Source organism: Luteimonas sp. gir (assembly GCF_037198055.1).
Taxonomy (GTDB): Bacteria; Pseudomonadota; Gammaproteobacteria; order Xanthomonadales; family Xanthomonadaceae; genus Luteimonas; species Luteimonas citri_A.
The window spans coordinates 530,347-548,130 of the sequence record NZ_JBBAXQ010000002.1; the positions used below are offsets into that span (position 1 = coordinate 530,347).

23 protein-coding genes are annotated in these 17,784 nt (G+C 65.1%); all 23 read left to right on the forward strand.

Annotated elements, in window-relative coordinates; translation table 11 throughout:
- Positions 1-68: 68 nt before the first annotated feature.
- Positions 69-4,346: a DNA-directed RNA polymerase subunit beta' gene (gene rpoC / locus WAF18_RS06045; protein WP_337244316.1), complete on the forward strand. Its 4,278-nt coding sequence runs from the start codon at positions 69-71 to the stop codon at positions 4,344-4,346.
- Positions 4,347-4,596: 250 nt separating this feature from the next.
- Positions 4,597-4,971 carry a 30S ribosomal protein S12 gene (rpsL, locus tag WAF18_RS06050; RefSeq protein ID WP_183427976.1) on the forward strand — a complete coding sequence of 125 codons (375 nt, stop codon included), beginning with the start codon at positions 4,597-4,599 and terminating at the stop codon, positions 4,969-4,971.
- A 10-nt stretch (positions 4,972-4,981) separates the two neighbouring features.
- The gene (gene rpsG, locus WAF18_RS06055) at positions 4,982-5,449 is read left to right on the forward strand and encodes a 30S ribosomal protein S7 (protein ID WP_183427975.1); all 468 of its coding nucleotides are present in this window, start codon (positions 4,982-4,984) and stop codon (positions 5,447-5,449) included.
- A 183-nt stretch (positions 5,450-5,632) separates the two neighbouring features.
- Complete coding sequence (fusA, locus tag WAF18_RS06060) at positions 5,633-7,726, forward strand: elongation factor G (protein ID WP_337244317.1); 2,094 nt, start codon at positions 5,633-5,635, stop codon at positions 7,724-7,726.
- A 96-nt stretch (positions 7,727-7,822) separates the two neighbouring features.
- Positions 7,823-9,013, forward strand: coding sequence for an elongation factor Tu (gene tuf / locus WAF18_RS06065; protein WP_337244313.1), 1,191 nt, complete (start codon positions 7,823-7,825; stop codon positions 9,011-9,013).
- 445 nt (positions 9,014-9,458) lie between these two features.
- Positions 9,459-9,770, forward strand: coding sequence for a 30S ribosomal protein S10 (gene rpsJ, locus WAF18_RS06070; protein ID WP_047137645.1), 312 nt, complete (start codon positions 9,459-9,461; stop codon positions 9,768-9,770).
- 11 nt (positions 9,771-9,781) lie between these two features.
- Positions 9,782-10,435 carry a 50S ribosomal protein L3 gene (gene rplC, locus WAF18_RS06075; RefSeq protein ID WP_183426254.1) on the forward strand — a complete coding sequence of 218 codons (654 nt, stop codon included), beginning with the start codon at positions 9,782-9,784 and terminating at the stop codon, positions 10,433-10,435.
- An 11-nt stretch (positions 10,436-10,446) separates the two neighbouring features.
- The gene (rplD, locus tag WAF18_RS06080; RefSeq protein ID WP_337244318.1) at positions 10,447-11,052 is read left to right on the forward strand and encodes a 50S ribosomal protein L4; all 606 of its coding nucleotides are present in this window, start codon (positions 10,447-10,449) and stop codon (positions 11,050-11,052) included.
- Positions 11,049-11,348 (forward strand): 50S ribosomal protein L23, encoded by a 300-nt coding sequence (gene rplW / locus WAF18_RS06085; protein ID WP_183426252.1) that lies wholly within the window; start codon positions 11,049-11,051, stop codon positions 11,346-11,348. The genes rplD and rplW overlap by 4 nt, the downstream gene beginning before the upstream one ends.
- A gap of 10 nt (positions 11,349-11,358) precedes the next feature.
- A complete protein-coding gene (gene rplB, locus WAF18_RS06090; protein ID WP_047137641.1) occupies positions 11,359-12,186 on the forward strand; it encodes a 50S ribosomal protein L2 in 828 nt (275 codons plus the stop codon).
- A 6-nt stretch (positions 12,187-12,192) separates the two neighbouring features.
- Positions 12,193-12,465: a 30S ribosomal protein S19 gene (rpsS, locus tag WAF18_RS06095; protein WP_047137640.1), complete on the forward strand. Its 273-nt coding sequence runs from the start codon at positions 12,193-12,195 to the stop codon at positions 12,463-12,465.
- A 10-nt stretch (positions 12,466-12,475) separates the two neighbouring features.
- Complete coding sequence (gene rplV / locus WAF18_RS06100) at positions 12,476-12,868, forward strand: 50S ribosomal protein L22 (RefSeq protein ID WP_047137639.1); 393 nt, start codon at positions 12,476-12,478, stop codon at positions 12,866-12,868.
- A complete protein-coding gene (gene rpsC, locus WAF18_RS06105; protein WP_047137638.1) occupies positions 12,869-13,606 on the forward strand; it encodes a 30S ribosomal protein S3 in 738 nt (245 codons plus the stop codon).
- Between the two features lie 2 nt (positions 13,607-13,608).
- Positions 13,609-14,022: a 50S ribosomal protein L16 gene (gene rplP, locus WAF18_RS06110; RefSeq protein ID WP_183426251.1), complete on the forward strand. Its 414-nt coding sequence runs from the start codon at positions 13,609-13,611 to the stop codon at positions 14,020-14,022.
- Positions 14,022-14,210, forward strand: a complete 189-nt coding sequence (rpmC, locus tag WAF18_RS06115; protein WP_047137636.1) for a 50S ribosomal protein L29 — start codon at positions 14,022-14,024, stop codon at positions 14,208-14,210. The genes rplP and rpmC overlap by 1 nt, the downstream gene beginning before the upstream one ends.
- 10 nt (positions 14,211-14,220) lie before the next feature.
- A complete protein-coding gene (rpsQ, locus tag WAF18_RS06120; protein WP_047137635.1) occupies positions 14,221-14,481 on the forward strand; it encodes a 30S ribosomal protein S17 in 261 nt (86 codons plus the stop codon).
- 13 nt (positions 14,482-14,494) lie between these two features.
- Positions 14,495-14,863 (forward strand): 50S ribosomal protein L14, encoded by a 369-nt coding sequence (rplN, locus tag WAF18_RS06125; RefSeq protein ID WP_047137634.1) that lies wholly within the window; start codon positions 14,495-14,497, stop codon positions 14,861-14,863.
- A gap of 15 nt (positions 14,864-14,878) precedes the next feature.
- Entirely contained in the window at positions 14,879-15,196 is a 318-nt protein-coding gene (rplX, locus tag WAF18_RS06130; RefSeq protein WP_047137633.1) for a 50S ribosomal protein L24, read from the forward strand.
- Positions 15,197-15,207: 11 nt separating this feature from the next.
- Entirely contained in the window at positions 15,208-15,750 is a 543-nt protein-coding gene (gene rplE / locus WAF18_RS06135; protein WP_047137632.1) for a 50S ribosomal protein L5, read from the forward strand.
- 9 nt (positions 15,751-15,759) lie between these two features.
- The gene (gene rpsN, locus WAF18_RS06140) at positions 15,760-16,065 is read left to right on the forward strand and encodes a 30S ribosomal protein S14 (protein ID WP_183426250.1); all 306 of its coding nucleotides are present in this window, start codon (positions 15,760-15,762) and stop codon (positions 16,063-16,065) included.
- Positions 16,066-16,209: 144 nt separating this feature from the next.
- The gene (rpsH, locus tag WAF18_RS06145; RefSeq protein WP_183426249.1) at positions 16,210-16,605 is read left to right on the forward strand and encodes a 30S ribosomal protein S8; all 396 of its coding nucleotides are present in this window, start codon (positions 16,210-16,212) and stop codon (positions 16,603-16,605) included.
- A gap of 15 nt (positions 16,606-16,620) precedes the next feature.
- The gene (gene rplF, locus WAF18_RS06150) at positions 16,621-17,148 is read left to right on the forward strand and encodes a 50S ribosomal protein L6 (RefSeq protein ID WP_183426248.1); all 528 of its coding nucleotides are present in this window, start codon (positions 16,621-16,623) and stop codon (positions 17,146-17,148) included.
- A 134-nt stretch (positions 17,149-17,282) separates the two neighbouring features.
- Positions 17,283-17,639, forward strand: coding sequence for a 50S ribosomal protein L18 (gene rplR, locus WAF18_RS06155; protein ID WP_183426247.1), 357 nt, complete (start codon positions 17,283-17,285; stop codon positions 17,637-17,639).
- Positions 17,640-17,784 lie beyond the last annotated feature (145 nt).

The window sequence follows — 17,784 nt, forward strand, 5'->3', positions numbered from 1 at the left end:
GCATGTGAGCGCGCCGCGCGCGACAACGATCCATCCCGCCCCAGGTTCCCCATTCCCGGAGTAAAGACATGAAAGACCTGCTCAACCTCTTCAACCAGCAGCGCCAGATCCCGGACTTCGACGCGATCAAGATCGCGCTGGCCTCGCCCGACCTGATCCGTTCGTGGTCGTTCGGCGAAGTGAAGAAGCCCGAGACGATCAACTACCGTACGTTCAAGCCCGAGCGCGACGGCCTGTTCTGCGCGGCGATTTTCGGTCCGATCAAGGACTACGAGTGCCTGTGCGGCAAGTACAAGCGCATGAAGCACCGCGGCGTGGTGTGCGAGAAGTGCGGCACCGAGGTCACGCTGGCCAAGGTGCGCCGCGAGCGCATGGGCCACATTGACCTGGCCTCGCCGGTCGCCCATATCTGGTTCCTCAAGTCGCTGCCCTCGCGCATCGGCCTGATGCTGGACATGACCCTGCGCGACATCGAGCGCATCCTGTACTTCGAGGCGTTCGTCGTCACCGAGCCGGGCCTGACCCCGCTCGAGCGCGGTCAGCTGCTCAACGAAGAGCAGTTCCTGCAGATGCGCCAGGAGCACGGCGACGACTTCGACGCCGCGATGGGCGCCGAGGCGGTGTTCGACCTGCTGCGCACGATCGACCTGCAGGCCGAGATGGCCCGCCTGAAGGAAGAGATCGCCGCGACCGGCTCGGAGACCAAGCTCAAGCGTTTGACCAAGCGCATCAAGCTGGTCGAGGCGTTCATCGATTCGGGCAACCGTCCCGAGTGGATGATCATGACCGTGCTGCCGGTGCTGCCGCCGGATCTGCGCCCGCTGGTGCCGCTGGACGGCGGCCGCTTCGCGACCTCGGATCTCAACGATCTGTACCGCCGCGTCATCAACCGCAACAACCGCCTGCGTCGCCTGCTCGAACTCAATGCACCCGACATCATCGTGCGCAACGAAAAGCGCATGCTGCAGGAATCGGTCGATGCGCTGATGGACAACGGCCGTCGCGGCCGTGCCATCACCGGCACCAACAAGCGTCCGCTCAAGTCGCTGGCCGACATGATCAAGGGCAAGCAGGGCCGGTTCCGCCAGAACCTGCTGGGCAAGCGCGTCGACTACTCGGGCCGTTCGGTCATCGTGGTCGGCCCGACGCTGCGCCTGCACGAATGCGGCCTGCCGAAGAAGATGGCGCTGGAGCTGTTCAAGCCCTTCATCTTCGCCAAGCTGCAGCGCCGTGGCCTGGCCACGACGATCAAGGCGGCCAAGAAGCTGGTCGAGCGCGAAGAGGCGGAAGTCTGGGACATCCTCGAGGAAGTCATCCGCGAGCACCCGGTCATGCTCAACCGTGCGCCGACGCTGCACCGCCTGGGCATCCAGGCGTTCGAGCCGGTGTTGATCGAAGGCAAGGCGATCCAGCTGCACCCGCTGGTGTGTACTGCGTTCAACGCCGACTTCGACGGCGACCAGATGGCCGTGCACGTCCCGCTGAGCCTCGAGGCCCAGCTCGAAGCGCGTGCGCTGATGATGGCGTCCAACAACATCCTCTCGCCGGCCAACGGTGAGCCGATCATCGTGCCGTCGCAGGACGTCGTGCTCGGCCTGTACTACATGACCCGTGCGCTGGAGAACATCCCGGGCGAGGGCATGGTGTTCGCCAACATCGCCGAGGTGCGTCGCGCGTTCGACAACAAGGCCGCCGGCCTGCACGCCAAGATCCGTGTCCGCATCAACCAGACCGTGATCGGCGAGGACGGCTCGCGCGAGAAGGTGACCTCGATCGTCGAAACGACCGTGGGTCGTGCGCTGCTGCTGGAGATCATGCCCGACGGCCTGCCGTTCGAGCTGGCTAACGTCGAGCTCAACAAGAAGAACATCAGCCGGCTGATCAACGCCTGCTACCGTCGTCTGGGGCTCAAGGACACGGTCGTGTTCGCCGACAAGCTGATGTACACCGGCTTCGGCAACGCGACCCGTGCCGGCGTGTCGATCGGCATCAACGACATGACGATCCCCAACGAGAAGAAGGGCATCCTGGCCGAGGCCGAGACCGAGGTGCTGGAGATCCAGCAGCAGTACCAGTCGGGTCTGGTCACCGCCGGCGAGCGCTACAACAAGGTCGTCGACATCTGGTCGCGCACCAACGAGCGCATCGCCAAGGCGATGATGGACGCGATCGGCACCGACCACGTGACCAACGCCAAGGGCGAGACGGTCGCGCAGAAGTCGATGAACTCGCTCTACATCATGGCCGACTCCGGCGCGCGTGGTAGCCAGGCGCAGATCCGTCAGCTGGCCGGTATGCGCGGCCTGATGGCCAAGCCGGACGGCTCGATCATCGAGACGCCGATCATCGCGAACTTCCGCGAAGGCCTGAACGTGCAGGAGTACTTCAACTCCACGCACGGTGCCCGTAAGGGTCTGGCCGACACCGCGCTCAAGACCGCGAACTCCGGTTACCTGACCCGTCGCCTGGTCGACGTGGCCCAGGACGTGGTGATCACCGAAGTCGACTGCGGCACGCTCGACGGCCTGACCATGACCCCGATCGTCGAAGGCGGCGACGTGGTCGAGCCGCTGCGCGACCGCGTGCTGGGTCGTGTCGTGGCCGAGGACGTGTTCCTGCCGGGCAACGACGAGGATCCGATCGTCACGCGCAACACGCTGCTCGACGAGCAGTGGGTCGTGCGTCTGGAAGAGGCCGGTGTGCAGTCGATCAAGGTCCGCTCCACGATCACCTGCGAAAGCGCGTTCGGCGTGTGCTCGAGCTGCTATGGCCGCGACCTGGGCCGTGGCCACCTGGTCAACCAGGGCGAGGCCGTGGGCGTGGTCGCCGCGCAGTCGATCGGCGAGCCCGGTACCCAGCTGACGATGCGCACGTTCCACATCGGTGGTGCGGCGTCGCGAGCGGCCGCCATCGACAACGTGACGGTCAAGACCACCGGCTCGATCAAGTTCAACAACCTCAAGTTCGTGACCCACGAGAGCGGCAACCTGGTCGCGGTCTCGCGTTCGGGCGAGCTGTCGGTGCTCGACGGCCACGGCCGCGAGCGCGAGCGCTACAAGCTGCCCTACGGCGCGATGATCACCGTCCGTGACGGCGATGCCATCAAGGCCGGCCAGACGGTTGCGAACTGGGATCCGCACAACCACCCGATCGTGTCGGAAGTGGCGGGCTTCATCCGCTTCGTGGACTTCGTCGAGGGCGTCACCGTCATCGAGAAGACCGACGAACTGACTGGTCTGGCGTCGCGCGAGATCACCGATCCCAAGCGCCGCGGCTCGCAGGGCAAGGACCTGCGTCCGATCGTGCGGATCGTCGACAAGGCCGGTAACGACCTCAACATCCCGGGCACCGACCTGCCGGCGCAGTACCTGCTGCCGCCGCGCTCGATCGTCAACCTGCAGGACGGCGATGCCGTCGGCGTGGGCGACGTGGTGACCAAGGTGCCGCAGGAAGCATCCAAGACCCGCGACATCACCGGTGGTCTGCCGCGCGTGGCCGACCTGTTCGAGGCCCGCAAGCCGAAGGACCCGGCGATCCTGGCCGAGAAGTCGGGCATCGTCAGCTTCGGCAAGGACACAAAGGGCAAGCAGCGCCTGATCATCAAGGGTGCCGACGGCGAGGACCACGAGGAGCTGATCCCCAAGTACCGCCAGATCATCGTGTTCGAGGGCGAGCACGTCGAGAAGGGCGAGACCGTGGTGGACGGCGAGCCGAGTCCGCAGGACATCCTGCGCCTGAAGGGCGTCGAGGAACTGGCGTCGTACCTGACCAAGGAAATCCAGGACGTCTACCGGTTGCAGGGCGTGAAGATCAACGACAAGCACATCGAGGTGATCGTTCGCCAGATGCTGCGCAAGGTCGAGATCACCGATCCCGGTGACAGCCGCTTCCTCCATGGTGAGCAGGCCGAGCGCCAGCGCGTCATCGAGGACAACGCCAAGCTGATCGCACGCAACGAGCTGCCGGCCAAGTTCGATCCGGTCCTGCTGGGCATCACCAAGGCCTCGCTGGCGACCGAGTCGTTCATCTCGGCGGCCTCGTTCCAGGAGACCACCCGTGTGCTGACCGAGGCGGCCGTGCGCGGCACGCGCGACAGCCTGCGCGGTCTCAAGGAGAACGTGATCGTCGGTCGCCTGATCCCGGCCGGTACCGGCCTGGCCTACCACACCCAGCGCCGCCGGGCGGCGTCGGGTCTGACCGAGTCCGAGATGGACACGCTGTCGGGCGGTTCGGTGGCCGAGGACGTGGTCGAGACGGCGGCGCCGGTGGCGCTGTCGCCCGATCAGGTGATGCTTGAGGACGCTCCGGTGTCCCAGGTGGCTGACAGCGACGAGAACGCAGGCTAAGATAGCCCACCTTTGGCGGCCCTTCGGGGCCGCCCAGACTCCGAAATGAGGCGCAGGACGCGGCTCGTATTCGGTCCAGGACGGACGGGACGCGTTGTAGGCCGGGTCGACCCTGTGGGCGGCCGGCGGCAGTAGAGCTTGCGTTGACGCGTTGCGTCAGCGCGGGCTATACTTTTTCGTCTGGCAGACGGCACGTTCCGTCTGCCTTCGTTTTCACCGGGCCCAGGCCCGATCCACAGACCAGAGACTGATGGCAACGATCAACCAGCTGGTGCGGAAGTCGCGCAGCCCCGAAACCTACAAGAGCACTTCGCCCGCGCTGGCGAACTGCCCGCAGCGCCGTGGCGTCTGCACCCGCGTCTACACCACGACCCCGAAGAAGCCGAACTCGGCACTGCGCAAGGTCGCCAAGGTCCGCCTGACCAATGGCTACGAGGTCATCTCGTACATCGGCGGCGAAGGCCACAACCTGCAGGAGCACTCGGTGGTGCTGATCCGCGGCGGTCGCGTCAAGGATCTGCCGGGTGTGCGTTACCACACCGTTCGCGGTTCGCTCGACGCTGCCGGCGTCGCGAAGCGCAAGCAGGCACGTTCGAAGTACGGCGCAAAGCGTCCGAAGGGCTGAGGATTAGAGAATGTCGCGTAAAGGAAACACCCCGCAGCGCTCGGTGCTGCCCGACCCGAAGCACGGCAGCGAGACGATTGCCCGCTTCATCAACATGGTCATGAAGAGCGGCAAGAAGTCGGTCGCCGAGAAGATCGTCTACGGTGCGATGGATGTCATCGGCGAGAAGAACCCCGAAGCGCTCGAGCTGGTCGAGAAGGCGCTGGGCAACGTTTCGCCGGCCGTCGAGGTCAAGTCCCGCCGTGTCGGCGGCGCGACCTACCAGGTGCCGGTCGAAGTGCGTGCCTCGCGTCGCATGGCGCTGGCGATGCGCTGGCTGATCGAGTCGGCGCGCAAGCGCGGCGAGAACAGCATGCCGCGCAAGCTCGCCGCCGAGCTGATCGACGCCTCCGAGAACCGGGGCGGCGCGATCAAGAAGCGTGAAGAGACCCACCGCATGGCCGACGCCAACAAGGCGTTCGCGCACTACCGCTGGTAAGCGGACCCGCGGGCTCCGGTTGAACCCGGGGCCCGCTGGCACCATTTCAGGTGCCTCCAGGCGGTCATCGACCGCACGCAGGACCGACAAGCCGCCGCAAGGCGGCATTCGTCCATTCAAGCGATTTCATCGCGAAGGCGCCCAGGCTCTGTCGGGTCCTTCCATCCAAACGAGAATACTGACGTGGCTCGCACGACTCCCATCGAACGCTACCGCAACTTCGGCATCATGGCTCACATCGATGCCGGCAAGACGACCACTTCCGAGCGCATCCTGTTCTATACGGGCAAGAGCCACAAGATCGGCGAGGTGCACGACGGCGCCGCGACCATGGACTGGATGGAGCAGGAGCAGGAGCGTGGCATCACGATCCAGTCCGCGGCCACCACCGCGTTCTGGAAGGGCATGGACAAGTCCTTCCCCGAGCACCGCTTCAACATCATCGACACCCCCGGACACGTCGACTTCACGATCGAGGTCGAGCGCAGCCTGCGCGTGCTCGACGGCGCAGTGTTCGTGCTGTGCGCGGTCGGTGGCGTGCAGCCGCAGTCGGAGACCGTGTGGCGCCAGGCCAACAAGTACCACGTGCCGCGCATCGCGTTCGTCAACAAGATGGACCGCACGGGCGCCAACTTCCTCAAGGTCCGCGACCAGCTGAAGGCGCGCCTGGGTGCGGTGCCGGTGCCGATGCAGGTGCCGATCGGTGCCGAGGACGGCTTCGAGGGCGTGGTCGACCTGCTGAAGATGAAGGCGATCCACTGGGACACCGCGTCCCAGGGTCTGAACTTCGAGTACCGCGACATCCCGGCCGAGTTGCAGGCACAGGCCGAAGAGGCGCGTGCCTTCATGGTCGAGTCGGCTGCCGAGGCCAGCGAAGAGCTGATGGACAAGTACCTGGAGAGCGGTGAGTTGTCCGAGGACGAGATCGTCAACGGCCTGCGCGAGCGCACGCTCAAGACCGAGATCGTGCCGATGTTCTGCGGTACGGCGTTCAAGAACAAGGGCGTCCAGGCGATGCTCGACGGCGTCATCAAGCTGCTGCCGTCGCCGGTCGACGTGCCGGCGGTCAAGGGCGTGGACGTCGACGACGAGACCAAGGAGCTGTCGCGCGAGTCGAGCGACAAGGCCCCGTTCTCGGCGCTGGCGTTCAAGATCATGACCGACCCGTTCGTGGGTTCGCTGACGTTCTTCCGCGTCTACTCCGGTTCGCTGAACGCCGGCGACCAGGTGCTGAACTCGGTCAAGGGCAAGAAGGAGCGCATCGGCCGTCTGCTGCAGATGCACTCCAACAACCGCGAAGAGATCAAGGAAGTGCTGGCCGGCGACATCGCCGCGGCGGTGGGCCTGAAGGACGTCACCACCGGCGACACGCTGTGCGCGCAGGACGCGCCGATCGTGCTCGAGCGCATGAGCTTCCCCGAGCCGGTGATCTCGATGGCGGTCGAGCCCAAGACCAAGTCCGACCAGGAGAAGATGGGCCTGGCGCTCGGTCGCCTGGCGCAGGAGGATCCGTCCTTCCGTGTGCGCACCGACGAAGAATCGGGCCAGACGATCATCTCGGGCATGGGCGAGCTGCACCTGGACATCATCGTCGATCGCATGAAGCGCGAGTTCAACGTCGAGGCCAACGTCGGCAAGCCGCAGGTGGCCTACCGCGAGACGATCCGCAAGTCGGTCAAGTCCGAAGGCAAGTTCGTGCGCCAGTCGGGCGGTAAGGGCCAGTTCGGTCACGTGTGGCTGGAGATCTCGCCGCAGGAGCCGGGCACCGGTTACGAGTTCGAGAACGCCATCGTCGGCGGCGTCGTGCCCAAGGAGTACATCCCGGCGGTCGACAAGGGCATCCAGGAAGTGCTGGCCAACGGCATCATGGCCGGCTACCCGATCGTGGACGTCAAGGTCCGTCTGGTCGACGGCTCGTACCATGAAGTCGACTCGTCGGAAATGGCGTTCAAGATCGCCGGCTCGATGGGCTTCAAGGAAGGCTTCAACAAGGCCAGCCCGGTGCTGCTCGAGCCGATCATGAAGGTCGAGGTCGTCAGCCCCGAGGACTACCTGGGCGACGTGATGGGCGACGTCAGCCGCCGTCGCGGCATCCTGCAGGGCCAGGACGACAGCCCGTCGGGCAAGATCATCAACGCAATGATCCCGCTGGGCGAGATGTTCGGTTACGCCACGCAGCTGCGTTCGATGTCGCAGGGTCGCGCGACCTTCACGATGGAGTTCGACCATTACGCGGAAGCGCCGGCGAACATCGCCGAGACCGTTACCAAGAAGTAAGCGTGATTCGTGACGCGGGATCCGTGATCTGAAAGAACACGGGTCCCGCTTTTCACCGATCACCAATCACCAATCACGAATTACGGAGTTATTACGATGGCAAAGGGTAAGTTCGAGCGCACCAAGCCGCACGTCAATGTCGGCACGATCGGTCACGTCGACCATGGCAAGACGACGCTGACGGCGGCGCTGACGAAGATCGGCGCCGAGCGTTTCGGCGGCGAGTTCAAGGCCTACGACGCGATTGACGCGGCGCCGGAAGAGAAGGCGCGCGGCATCACGATCTCGACCGCGCACGTGGAATACGAGAGCCCGACGCGCCACTACGCGCACGTCGACTGCCCGGGCCACGCGGACTACGTCAAGAACATGATCACCGGTGCGGCGCAGATGGACGGCGCGATCCTGGTGTGCTCGGCCGCTGACGGCCCGATGCCGCAGACGCGCGAGCACATCCTGCTGTCGCGTCAGGTCGGCGTGCCGTACATCGTCGTGTTCCTGAACAAAGCCGACATGGTGGACGACGCCGAGCTGCTCGAGCTGGTCGAGATGGAAGTGCGCGAGCTGCTGAGCAAGTACGAGTTCCCGGGCGACGACACCCCGATCATCTCGGGTTCGGCGCGCCTGGCGCTGGAAGGCGACCAGTCGGAGATCGGCGTGCCTGCGATCCTGAAGCTGGTCGACGCGCTGGACACCTGGATTCCGGAGCCGGAGCGCGACATCGACAAGGCGTTCCTGATGCCGGTCGAGGACGTGTTCTCGATCTCGGGTCGCGGCACGGTGGTCACGGGTCGTATCGAGCGCGGCATCATCAAGGTCGGCGACGAAATCGAAATCGTCGGTATCCGTCCGGTGCAGAAGACGACCGTCACGGGCGTGGAAATGTTCCGCAAGCTGCTCGATCAGGGTCAGGCGGGCGACAACGCCGGTCTGCTGCTGCGCGGCACCAAGCGTGACGACGTCGAGCGTGGCCAGGTGCTGGCCAAGCCGGGTTCGATCAAGCCGCACACCGACTTCGAGGCCGAGGTCTACGTGCTGTCGAAGGACGAGGGTGGTCGTCACACGCCGTTCTTCAAGGGCTATCGTCCGCAGTTCTACTTCCGCACCACCGACATCACCGGTGCGGTCGAGCTGCCGGAAGGCACCGAGATGGTGATGCCGGGCGACAACGTGAAGATGGTGGTCACGCTGATCAACCCGGTGGCGATGGACGAAGGCCTGCGCTTCGCGATCCGCGAAGGCGGCCGGACCGTCGGCGCCGGCGTGGTGGCCAAGATCATCAAGTAATCCCAAGTCCCGCACGCGCACGCGTGTCGGGGCAGCGGTACGAGCGCGCGGACCGGTCCTGCCGGTCCGTTCGCTTTTCCGCAGGGCAGGGCTTGCGCCGGTCCTGCGGTACCCGCTAGAATGCAAGACCCTCGCGGGTTGGTTGATTCAAGGCCGCCCGCGAAATCGCGAAATGAGGTGCAGGATGCCCTCGTCTTCGCCAGACACGGAAATGTCGCGAGGCTGCGCTCCACCCGTTCCGAAGGTCTTCGGAGCATGATGGGATGGAGCGGGTCATTGCGTCTGCAATTCCAAGTCTGGGCGGATCGGGCAGCCGGTCTGCCTTTCGTTTTTCCAGGGAAAGGCCCCGGGGCGCGGGTGAATGCTCCGGTCAGCCACGATTTCACAGGGGTTCCGCGCACCCAGCCGCGGGCCCGTCGCTCTTTTAACGAAGGATATTTCCGTCATGACGGACCAAAAGATCCGGATCCGCCTCAAGGCGTTCGATCATCGTCTGATCGACCGTTCGGCCAGCGAGATCGTCGAAACCGCCAAGCGGACGGGCGCCCAAGTGCGCGGCCCCATCCCGCTGCCGACCAAGATCGAGCGTTACACCATCCTGACGTCGCCGCACGTCGACAAGGATGCGCGTGACCAGTACGAGACCCGCACGCACAAGCGCGTGCTCGACATCGTCGACCCCAACGACAAGACCGTGGACGCGCTGATGAAGCTCGAGCTCGCGGCTGGCGTCGACGTCCAGATCAAGCTGACCTGAGGGCCGCCACCATGACCGCGAAGATTCATTCGTTGGGCATCGTCGGCCGCAAGGCCGGCATGAGCCGCGTGTTCACCGAAGACGGCAAGTCCGTGCCGGTGACGCTGATCGAAGCCACCCCCAACCGTATCACCCAGGTGAAGACCCCCGAGACCGACGGCTACAGCGCCGTGCAGGTCACCGCCGGCAGCAAGCGTGCCGTGCTGGTCAACAAGCCCGAAACCGGTCACCTCGCCAAGGCGAAGGTCGAAGCCGGTCGTGGCCTGTGGGAACTGCGCGTGGCCGACGACAAGATCGCCGACTTCAGCGTTGGCGGCGAAATTCGCGCCGACATCTTCGAAGTGGGCCAGCTCGTCGACGTCCAGGGCGTCACCAAGGGCAAGGGCTTCCAGGGCACGATCAAGCGCTGGAACTTCAAGATGGGCGACGCCACGCACGGTAACTCGCTGTCGCACCGCCAGCCCGGTTCGCTGGGTCAGCGCCAGACGCCGGGCCGCGTGTTCCCGGGCAAGAAGATGTCCGGCCACATGGGCGCCGATCAGCAGACCACGCAGCGCCTGCAGATCGTCAAGGTCGACGCCGAGCGCGGCCTGATCGCGGTCAAGGGCGCCGTGCCGGGCGCGCCGGGCGGCGACGTGATCGTGCGTCCGTCGAGCAAGGCATAAGGAGTAGCACGATGGAACTCGCAATCAACAACAGCAGCAGCAAGCTGTCGGTCTCCGACGCCGTGTTCGGCCGCGATTTCAGCGAGGATCTGGTCCACCAGGTCGTCGTCGCCTATCGCAACGCCGGCCGCGCCGGCACCAAGGCCCAGAAGACCCGTTCGGAAGTCAACGGCACGACCAAGAAGTCGAAGAAGCAGAAGGGTGGCGGTGCACGTCACGGCGCCCTGACCGCTCCGATCTTCGTTGGTGGTGGCGTGACCTTCGCGGCCAAGCCGCGCAGCTTCGAGCAGAAGGTCAACCGCAAGATGTACCGCGCGGCGATGTCGGCGATCCTGTCCGAACTCAACCGCCAGGGCCGTCTGACGATCGTCGAGGCGTTCGACCTGACCGAGACCAAGACCAGCGGCATGGTCGCCAAGCTCAAGGAATTCGATCTGGGCAAGCGTCCGCTGATCGTGACCGAAGACGCGTCCGAGCACCTGTACCTGTCGGCACGCAACCTGCCGTACGTCGAGATCCGCGACGTGCAGGGCCTGGATCCGGTCGCGCTGGTCGGCGCCGATTCCGTGCTGATCACCACCGATGCGGTGAAGAAGATCGAGGAGTGGCTGGCATGAACGACGCCAAGCTCTATGAAGTGATCCGTGCGCCGCGCGTGTCCGAGAAGACCGCGCGCCTGCAGGAACTGTCCAACCAGTACGCGTTCGAAGTGTCGACGGTCGCCACCAAGGCCGACATCAAGGCCGCGGTCGAGAAGCTGTTCGACGTCAAGGTCGAGGCGGTCAACGTCGTCAACGTGAAGGGCAAGAACAAGTCCTTCCGTCAGCGTCAGGGCAGCCGCGGCGACTGGCGCAAGGCCTACGTGAAGCTGGCCGACGGCCAGTCGATCGACGTCATGAACGCGAAGGTCTGAGGAAGCCCCGATGCCATTGATGAAATTCAAGCCCACGTCCGCCGGTCGCCGCTCCGCGGTCCGCGTCGTGCACCCCGAGCTGCACAAGGGTGCGCCGCATGCCGCGCTGGTCGAGAAGAAGAGCAAGTCGGGTGGTCGCAACCACCACGGCCGGATCACCACGCGCCACATCGGCGGCGGTCACAAGCAGCACTACCGCATCGTCGACTTCAAGCGCGACAAGGAAGGTATTCCGGCGCGCGTGGAGCGTATCGAGTACGACCCCAACCGCACCGCGCACATCGCGCTGCTGGTGTATGTCGACGGTGAGCGCCGCTACATCATCGCCCCCAAGGGCCTGAAGGCCGGCGACCAGGTGATCGCGGGTTCCGATGCACCGATCAAGACCGGCAACACGCTGCCGCTGCGCAACATCCCGGTCGGTTCGACGATCCACTGCATCGAGATGAAGCCGGGCAAGGGCGCGCAGATCGCGCGTGCCGCCGGCGCCGCCGTCCAGCTGATCGCGCGCGAAGGCGTCTACGCCACCGTGCGTCTGCGTTCGGGCGAAGTGCGTCGCGTGCCGTCGGAGTGCCGCGCCACGATCGGCGAGGTCAGCAACGACGAGCACAGCCTCGAGAAGCTCGGCAAGGCCGGCGCCAAGCGCTGGCGCGGCGTCAAGCCCACCGTCCGCGGTGCGGCGATGAACCCGGTCGACCATCCGCACGGCGGTGGTGAGGCCCGCGCCGGACAAGGCAACCCGCACCCGGTCACCCCGTGGGGCGTGCCGACCAAGGGTTACAAGACCCGCCATAACAAGCGGACGCAGCAGTTCATCGTGCGCGACCGTAGGAGCTGATAGACCATGGCACGTTCACTCAAGAAGGGTCCGTTCGTCGACCACCACCTCATCAAGAAGGTCGAGGCCGCCGGCACCAACACCAAGAAGCCGATCAAGACCTGGTCGCGCCGCTCGATGGTCCTGCCGGAAATGGTCGGCTTCACGATCGCCATCCACAACGGCAAGAACCACATTCCGGTGCTCGTCAACGAGAACATGGTTGGCCACAAGCTCGGCGAGTTCGCCCTGACCCGGACGTTCAAGGGTCACGGCGGCGACAAGAAGTCGGGCAGGTAAGGAGCGCACAATGGACAAGGCAACGAAAGCCCGCCTCGAAGAGCAGAAGCGCGCTCGCACCGAGGTCAACAAGCGCACCGCGATCCTGCGGACCGCGCGCATCTCGCCCCAGAAGGCCCGCCTGGTCGCCGACCAGGTCCGCGGTCTGCCGGTCGAGCGCGCCGTCGGTCTGCTGAAGTTCTCGGACAAGAAGGCCGCGCACCTGATCAAGAAGGTCGTCGAATCGGCCATCGCCAACGCCGAGAACAACGCCGGCGCCGATGTCGACGAGCTGAAGATCGCCACCATCACGGTCGACGAAGGTCCGACGCTGAAGCGCTTCATGGCGCGCGCCAAGGGACGCGGTACCCGCATCCTCAAGCGCACCAGCCACATCACCGTCGTCGTGGGAGAGGGCAAGTAAATGGGTCATAAAGTTCATCCCACCGGTATCCGTCTGGGCATCGCCAAGGACTGGAACTCCAAGTGGTACGCCGGCAAGAAGGAATACGCCGAGTACCTGGCCGCTGACCTCAAGGTCCGCGAGATGCTGCGCAAGCGCCTGGCGCAGGCCGGCATCAGCAAGATCCTGATCGAGCGTCCGGCCAAGACCGCGCGTGTGACGATTCACACCGCCCGCCCGGGCGTGGTGATCGGCAAGCGCGGCGAGGACATCGAGAAGCTGCGTAAGGACGTGAGCCAGATGATGGGCGTTCCGGCGCACATCAACGTGACCGAGGTCCGCAAGCCGGAGCTCGACGCGCAGCTGGTCGCCGAGTCGATCGCCCAGCAGCTCGAGCGCCGCATCATGTTCCGCCGCGCGATGAAGCGTGCGGTCGGCAATGCGATGCGCCTGGGCGCACTGGGCATCAAGGTCAACGTCGCCGGTCGCCTCAACGGCGCCGAGATCGCACGTTCGGAGTGGTACCGCGAAGGTCGCGTGCCGCTGCACACGCTGCGCGCCGACGTCGACTACGGCTTCGCCGAGGCCAAGACGACCTACGGGATCATCGGCATCAAGACCTGGATCTACAAGGGCGAGATCTTCGATTTCTCCCAGGTCGGCCAGGAGAAGCAGGACGACACGCCGCGCGGCGAGCGTGGTGACCGCGGAGACCGCGAGCGCCGTGGTCCGCGTCGTGAACGCGAGGCGAGGGACTAATCATGCTGCAACCCAAGCGAACCAAATACCGCAAGATGCACAAGGGCCGTAACGAAGGCTTGTCGTGGAGCGGCAACGCCGTCAGCTTCGGCGAGTACGGCCTGCGGGCGACCGCGACCGGCCAGCTGACCGCGCGTCAGATCGAAGCCGGCCGCCGGACCATCAGCCGTCACGTCAAGCGCGGCGGCAAGATGTGGATCCGCGTGTTCCCGGACAAGCCGATCACCAAGAAGCCGATCGAAGTCCGAATGGGCTCGGGCAAGGGCGGTGTGGAGTACTGGGTCGCCCAGATCCAGCCCGGCCGCATGATCTACGAGATCGAGGGCGTCGAGGAGACGGTGGCACGCGAAGCGTTCCGCCTGGCTGCCGCCAAGCTTTCGGTCACCACCCAATTCGTGACCCGGACGGTGCGCTGATGGCTACGACCAAGGAACTCCGCGAGAAGTCGGCAGAAGAACTGCAGTCGCATCTGCTCGAGCTGCACAAGGAGCGTTTCTCGCTTCGCATGCAGAAGGCGACCGGTCAGCTGACCAAGACGCACGAAGCCCGTCGGGTGCGCCGCGAGATTGCGCGCGTCAACACCCTGATCGGCCAGAAGAAGTAAGGACCCGACCATGAATACCGAGAAGAAGCAGCGCACGGTCCAGGGCCGCGTGGTCAGCAACAAGATGGACAAGACCGTCACGGTGCTGGTCGAGCGTCAGGTCAAGCACGCCCTGTACGGCAAGTACATCAAGCGTTCGACCAAGCTCCACGCCCACGACGCCGAGAACGCCTGCCAGGAAGGCGATCTGGTGAAGGTCGTCGAGATCGCGCCGATGTCCAAGACCAAGAACTGGCGTGTGACGGAAATCGTCGCGCGCGCGGCCGAATAACGAGGAGCTCGAAATGATCCAGATGCAGAGCCACCTCGACGTGGCCGACAACAGCGGTGCCAAGGAAGTGATGTGCATCAAGGTGCTCGGCGGCTCCAAGCGCCGCTACGCCGCGATCGGCGACATCATCAAGGTGTCCGTGAAGGAAGCGATTCCGCGCGGCAAGGTCAAGAAGGGCGAGGTCTACGACGCCGTCGTGGTGCGTACCCGCAAGGGTGTGCGCCGTCCCGACGGTTCGCTGATCCGCTTCGATGGCAACGCCGCGGTGTTGCTCAACAACAAGCAGGAGCCGATCGGCACCCGCATCTTCGGGCCCGTGACCCGTGAGCTTCGTTCCGAGAAGTTCATGAAGATCGTGTCGCTCGCTCCCGAAGTGCTCTGAGCGGAGAGAACGAACATGGCCAATCGAATCAAGAAGGGCGACCACGTCATCGTGATCGCCGGCAAGGACAAGGGCAAGCGCGGTGATGTGGTGCGCGTGGTCGGCGACAAGGTCGTCGTCTCCAACGTCAACCTCGTCAAGCGCCACACCAAGCCCAATCCGCAAGCCGGCCAGGCCGGTGGCGTGATCGAGCGCGAAGCTCCGATCCACGCTTCGAACGTGATGCCGTTCAACCCTGCCACCGGCAAGGGCGAGCGCATCGGAACCAAGAAGCTCGAGGATGGACGCACGCTGCGCGTGTTCCGCTCGAGCGGTGAGGCGCTCGACGCCTGAGGATGCTCAAAATGACGACCCGTCTGGAACAGTTCTACAAGGATGAAGTGGTGCCGAAGCTCATGGAGCAGTTCGGTTACGACAACATCATGCAGGTCCCGCGCCTGACCAAGATCACGCTCAACATGGGCGTGGGCGAAGCTGCCGCGAACAAGAAGATCCTCGAGAACGCCACTGCCGACATGGCCAAGATCAGCGGTCAGAAGCCGCTGGTGACCAAGTCGCGCGTGTCGGTCGCCTCGTTCAAGATCCGCGACGGCTGGCCGATCGGCTGCAAGGTCACGCTGCGCCGCAACCGGATGTACGAGTTCCTCGACCGTCTGGTGAACGTCTCGCTGCCGCGCGTGCGCGACTTCCGTGGCGTGTCGGGCCGTTCGTTCGACGGCCGCGGCAACTACAACATGGGCGTGAAGGAACAGATCATCTTCCCGGAAATCGACTTCGACCAGGTCGACGCGATCCGCGGCATGGATATCGCCATCACCACCACCGCACGCACCAACGAAGAAGCCAAGGCACTGCTCGAAGCCTTCCGCTTCCCGTTCCGCAACTGAGGAAAGCACATGGCAAAGACGTCCATGGTCAACCGCGAGGTCAAGCGGACCAAGCTGGCCAAGCAGCACGCCGAGAAGCGTGCGGCGCTGAAGAAGATCATCAGCAGCCAGACCGCGAGCTACGAGGACAAGATCGAGGCCGCGACCAAGCTGCAGAAGCTGCCGCGCGATTCGTCGCCCTCGCGTCAGGTCAACCGTTGCGCCCTCACGGGCCGTCCGCGTGGCGTGTACAGCAAGTTCGGCCTGGGCCGCAACAAGCTGCGCGAAGCCACGATGCGCGGCGACGTGCCGGGCCTGCGCAAGGCCAGCTGGTAATCGAGCGGGCGGGGTACGGGTCTGGCGTTCCGGCGCCGGGCCTGTACAATACCGCCCCTCACGCTGTACCCCGGCCGGGCCACCGGTCGGTTCAAAACTAGAATTCGCGAAAGCGGATATCGGTGCACTCAGAAGGTAATCATCATGAGCATGACTGATCCCATCGCCGACATGCTGGTCCGCATCAAGAATGCGGCAGCGGTTGGCAAGCAGACGGTGAAGATGCCGTCCTCCAAGATCAAGGTCGCCATTGCCACCGTCCTCAAGGACGAGGGGTACATCGGCGATTTCCGCGTGACCGAGAACGGCGCCAAGGCCGAGCTCGAGATCGTCCTCAAGTACTACGAAGGCCGCCCGGTGATCGAGCGCCTGCAGCGCTTCTCGCGTTCGGGCCTGCGCCAGTACCGCGGCAAGGATGCGCTGCCCAAGGTCCTCAATGGGCTCGGCATCGCCATCATCTCCACGTCGAAGGGCATCATGACCGATGCGCAGGCGCGCCAGCAGGGCGTCGGCGGTGAAGTCCTGTGCTTCGTGGCCTAAGGGAGTAAGCGCACAATGTCCCGCGTCGCCAAGAAGCCCATCGCCCTGCCCAAGGGCGTCGAACTCAACATCCAGCCCGAGCTGGTCAGCGTCAAGGGCCCGAAGGGCACCCTGTCGCTCGCCAAGCCGGCGTCCATCGAGGTCAAGGTCGAGGACGGCACTGCGCTGCTGTCGGCCGCTGACCCGTCGCAGATCGCCCTGACCGGCACCCTGCGCGCGATCGTCGCCAACATGGTCCACGGCGTGTCCGAAGGCTTCGAGCGCAAGCTCGAGCTCGTCGGCGTCGGTTACCGTGCCGCCGTGCAGGGCAAGGACCTGAACCTCTCGCTCGGGTTCTCGCACCCGGTCGTGTTCCAGGCGCCCGAAGGCATCACCCTCAGCACCCCCACCCAGACCGAGATCCTGGTCCAGGGCGCGGACAAGCAGATGGTCGGCCAGGTCGCCGCGAAGATCCGCGGATTCCGTCCGCCGGAGCCCTACAAGGGCAAGGGCGTGAAGTACTCCGACGAAACCATCATCCGTAAGGAAGCCAAGAAGGCGTAAAGGCCGGGAATCGGGATGGGGAAATCCGGATGCATGCGAGCCACCGTCAGGTGCGCGCCTGCCCCGCCGCGGTTTCCCGGTCCTCACCCCCGACTTCTGTGTCCAGGCCGATCCGCTTCCACGAGGTCACCATCATGAGCATCAAGAACACCGCCCGCCTGCGTCGCGCCAAGTCGACCCGTGCGCGCATCCGCGAACTGGGCGTGCCGCGCCTGTCGGTGCTGCGCACCGGCCAGCACATCTACGCCCAGCTGTTCAATTCGGACGGCTCGAAGGTCCTGGCTTCGGCCAGCACGACCCAGAGCGATGTCCGCGAAGGTCTGAAGAACGGCAAGAACGCCGACGCCGCAGCCAAGGTCGGCCGCGCCATCGCCGAGAAGGCCAAGGCCGCGGGCATCGAGCGCGTCGCGTTCGACCGTTCGGGCTACCGCTACCACGGTCGCATCAAGGCGCTGGCCGACGCCGCGCGCGAAGGCGGCCTGCAGTTCTGATTCATGCTGTCGGCGCCGCGCCCTGTGCGCGGCGTCGCCTGACGCGCCGGCACGCGATGTGCCGGACGCCCGCGGCCTTCTGCGCCGCGTCCGCGTTCCACCGCACCAGATCACAACGCCAAGCGGCCTAAGCCGTACATCATTT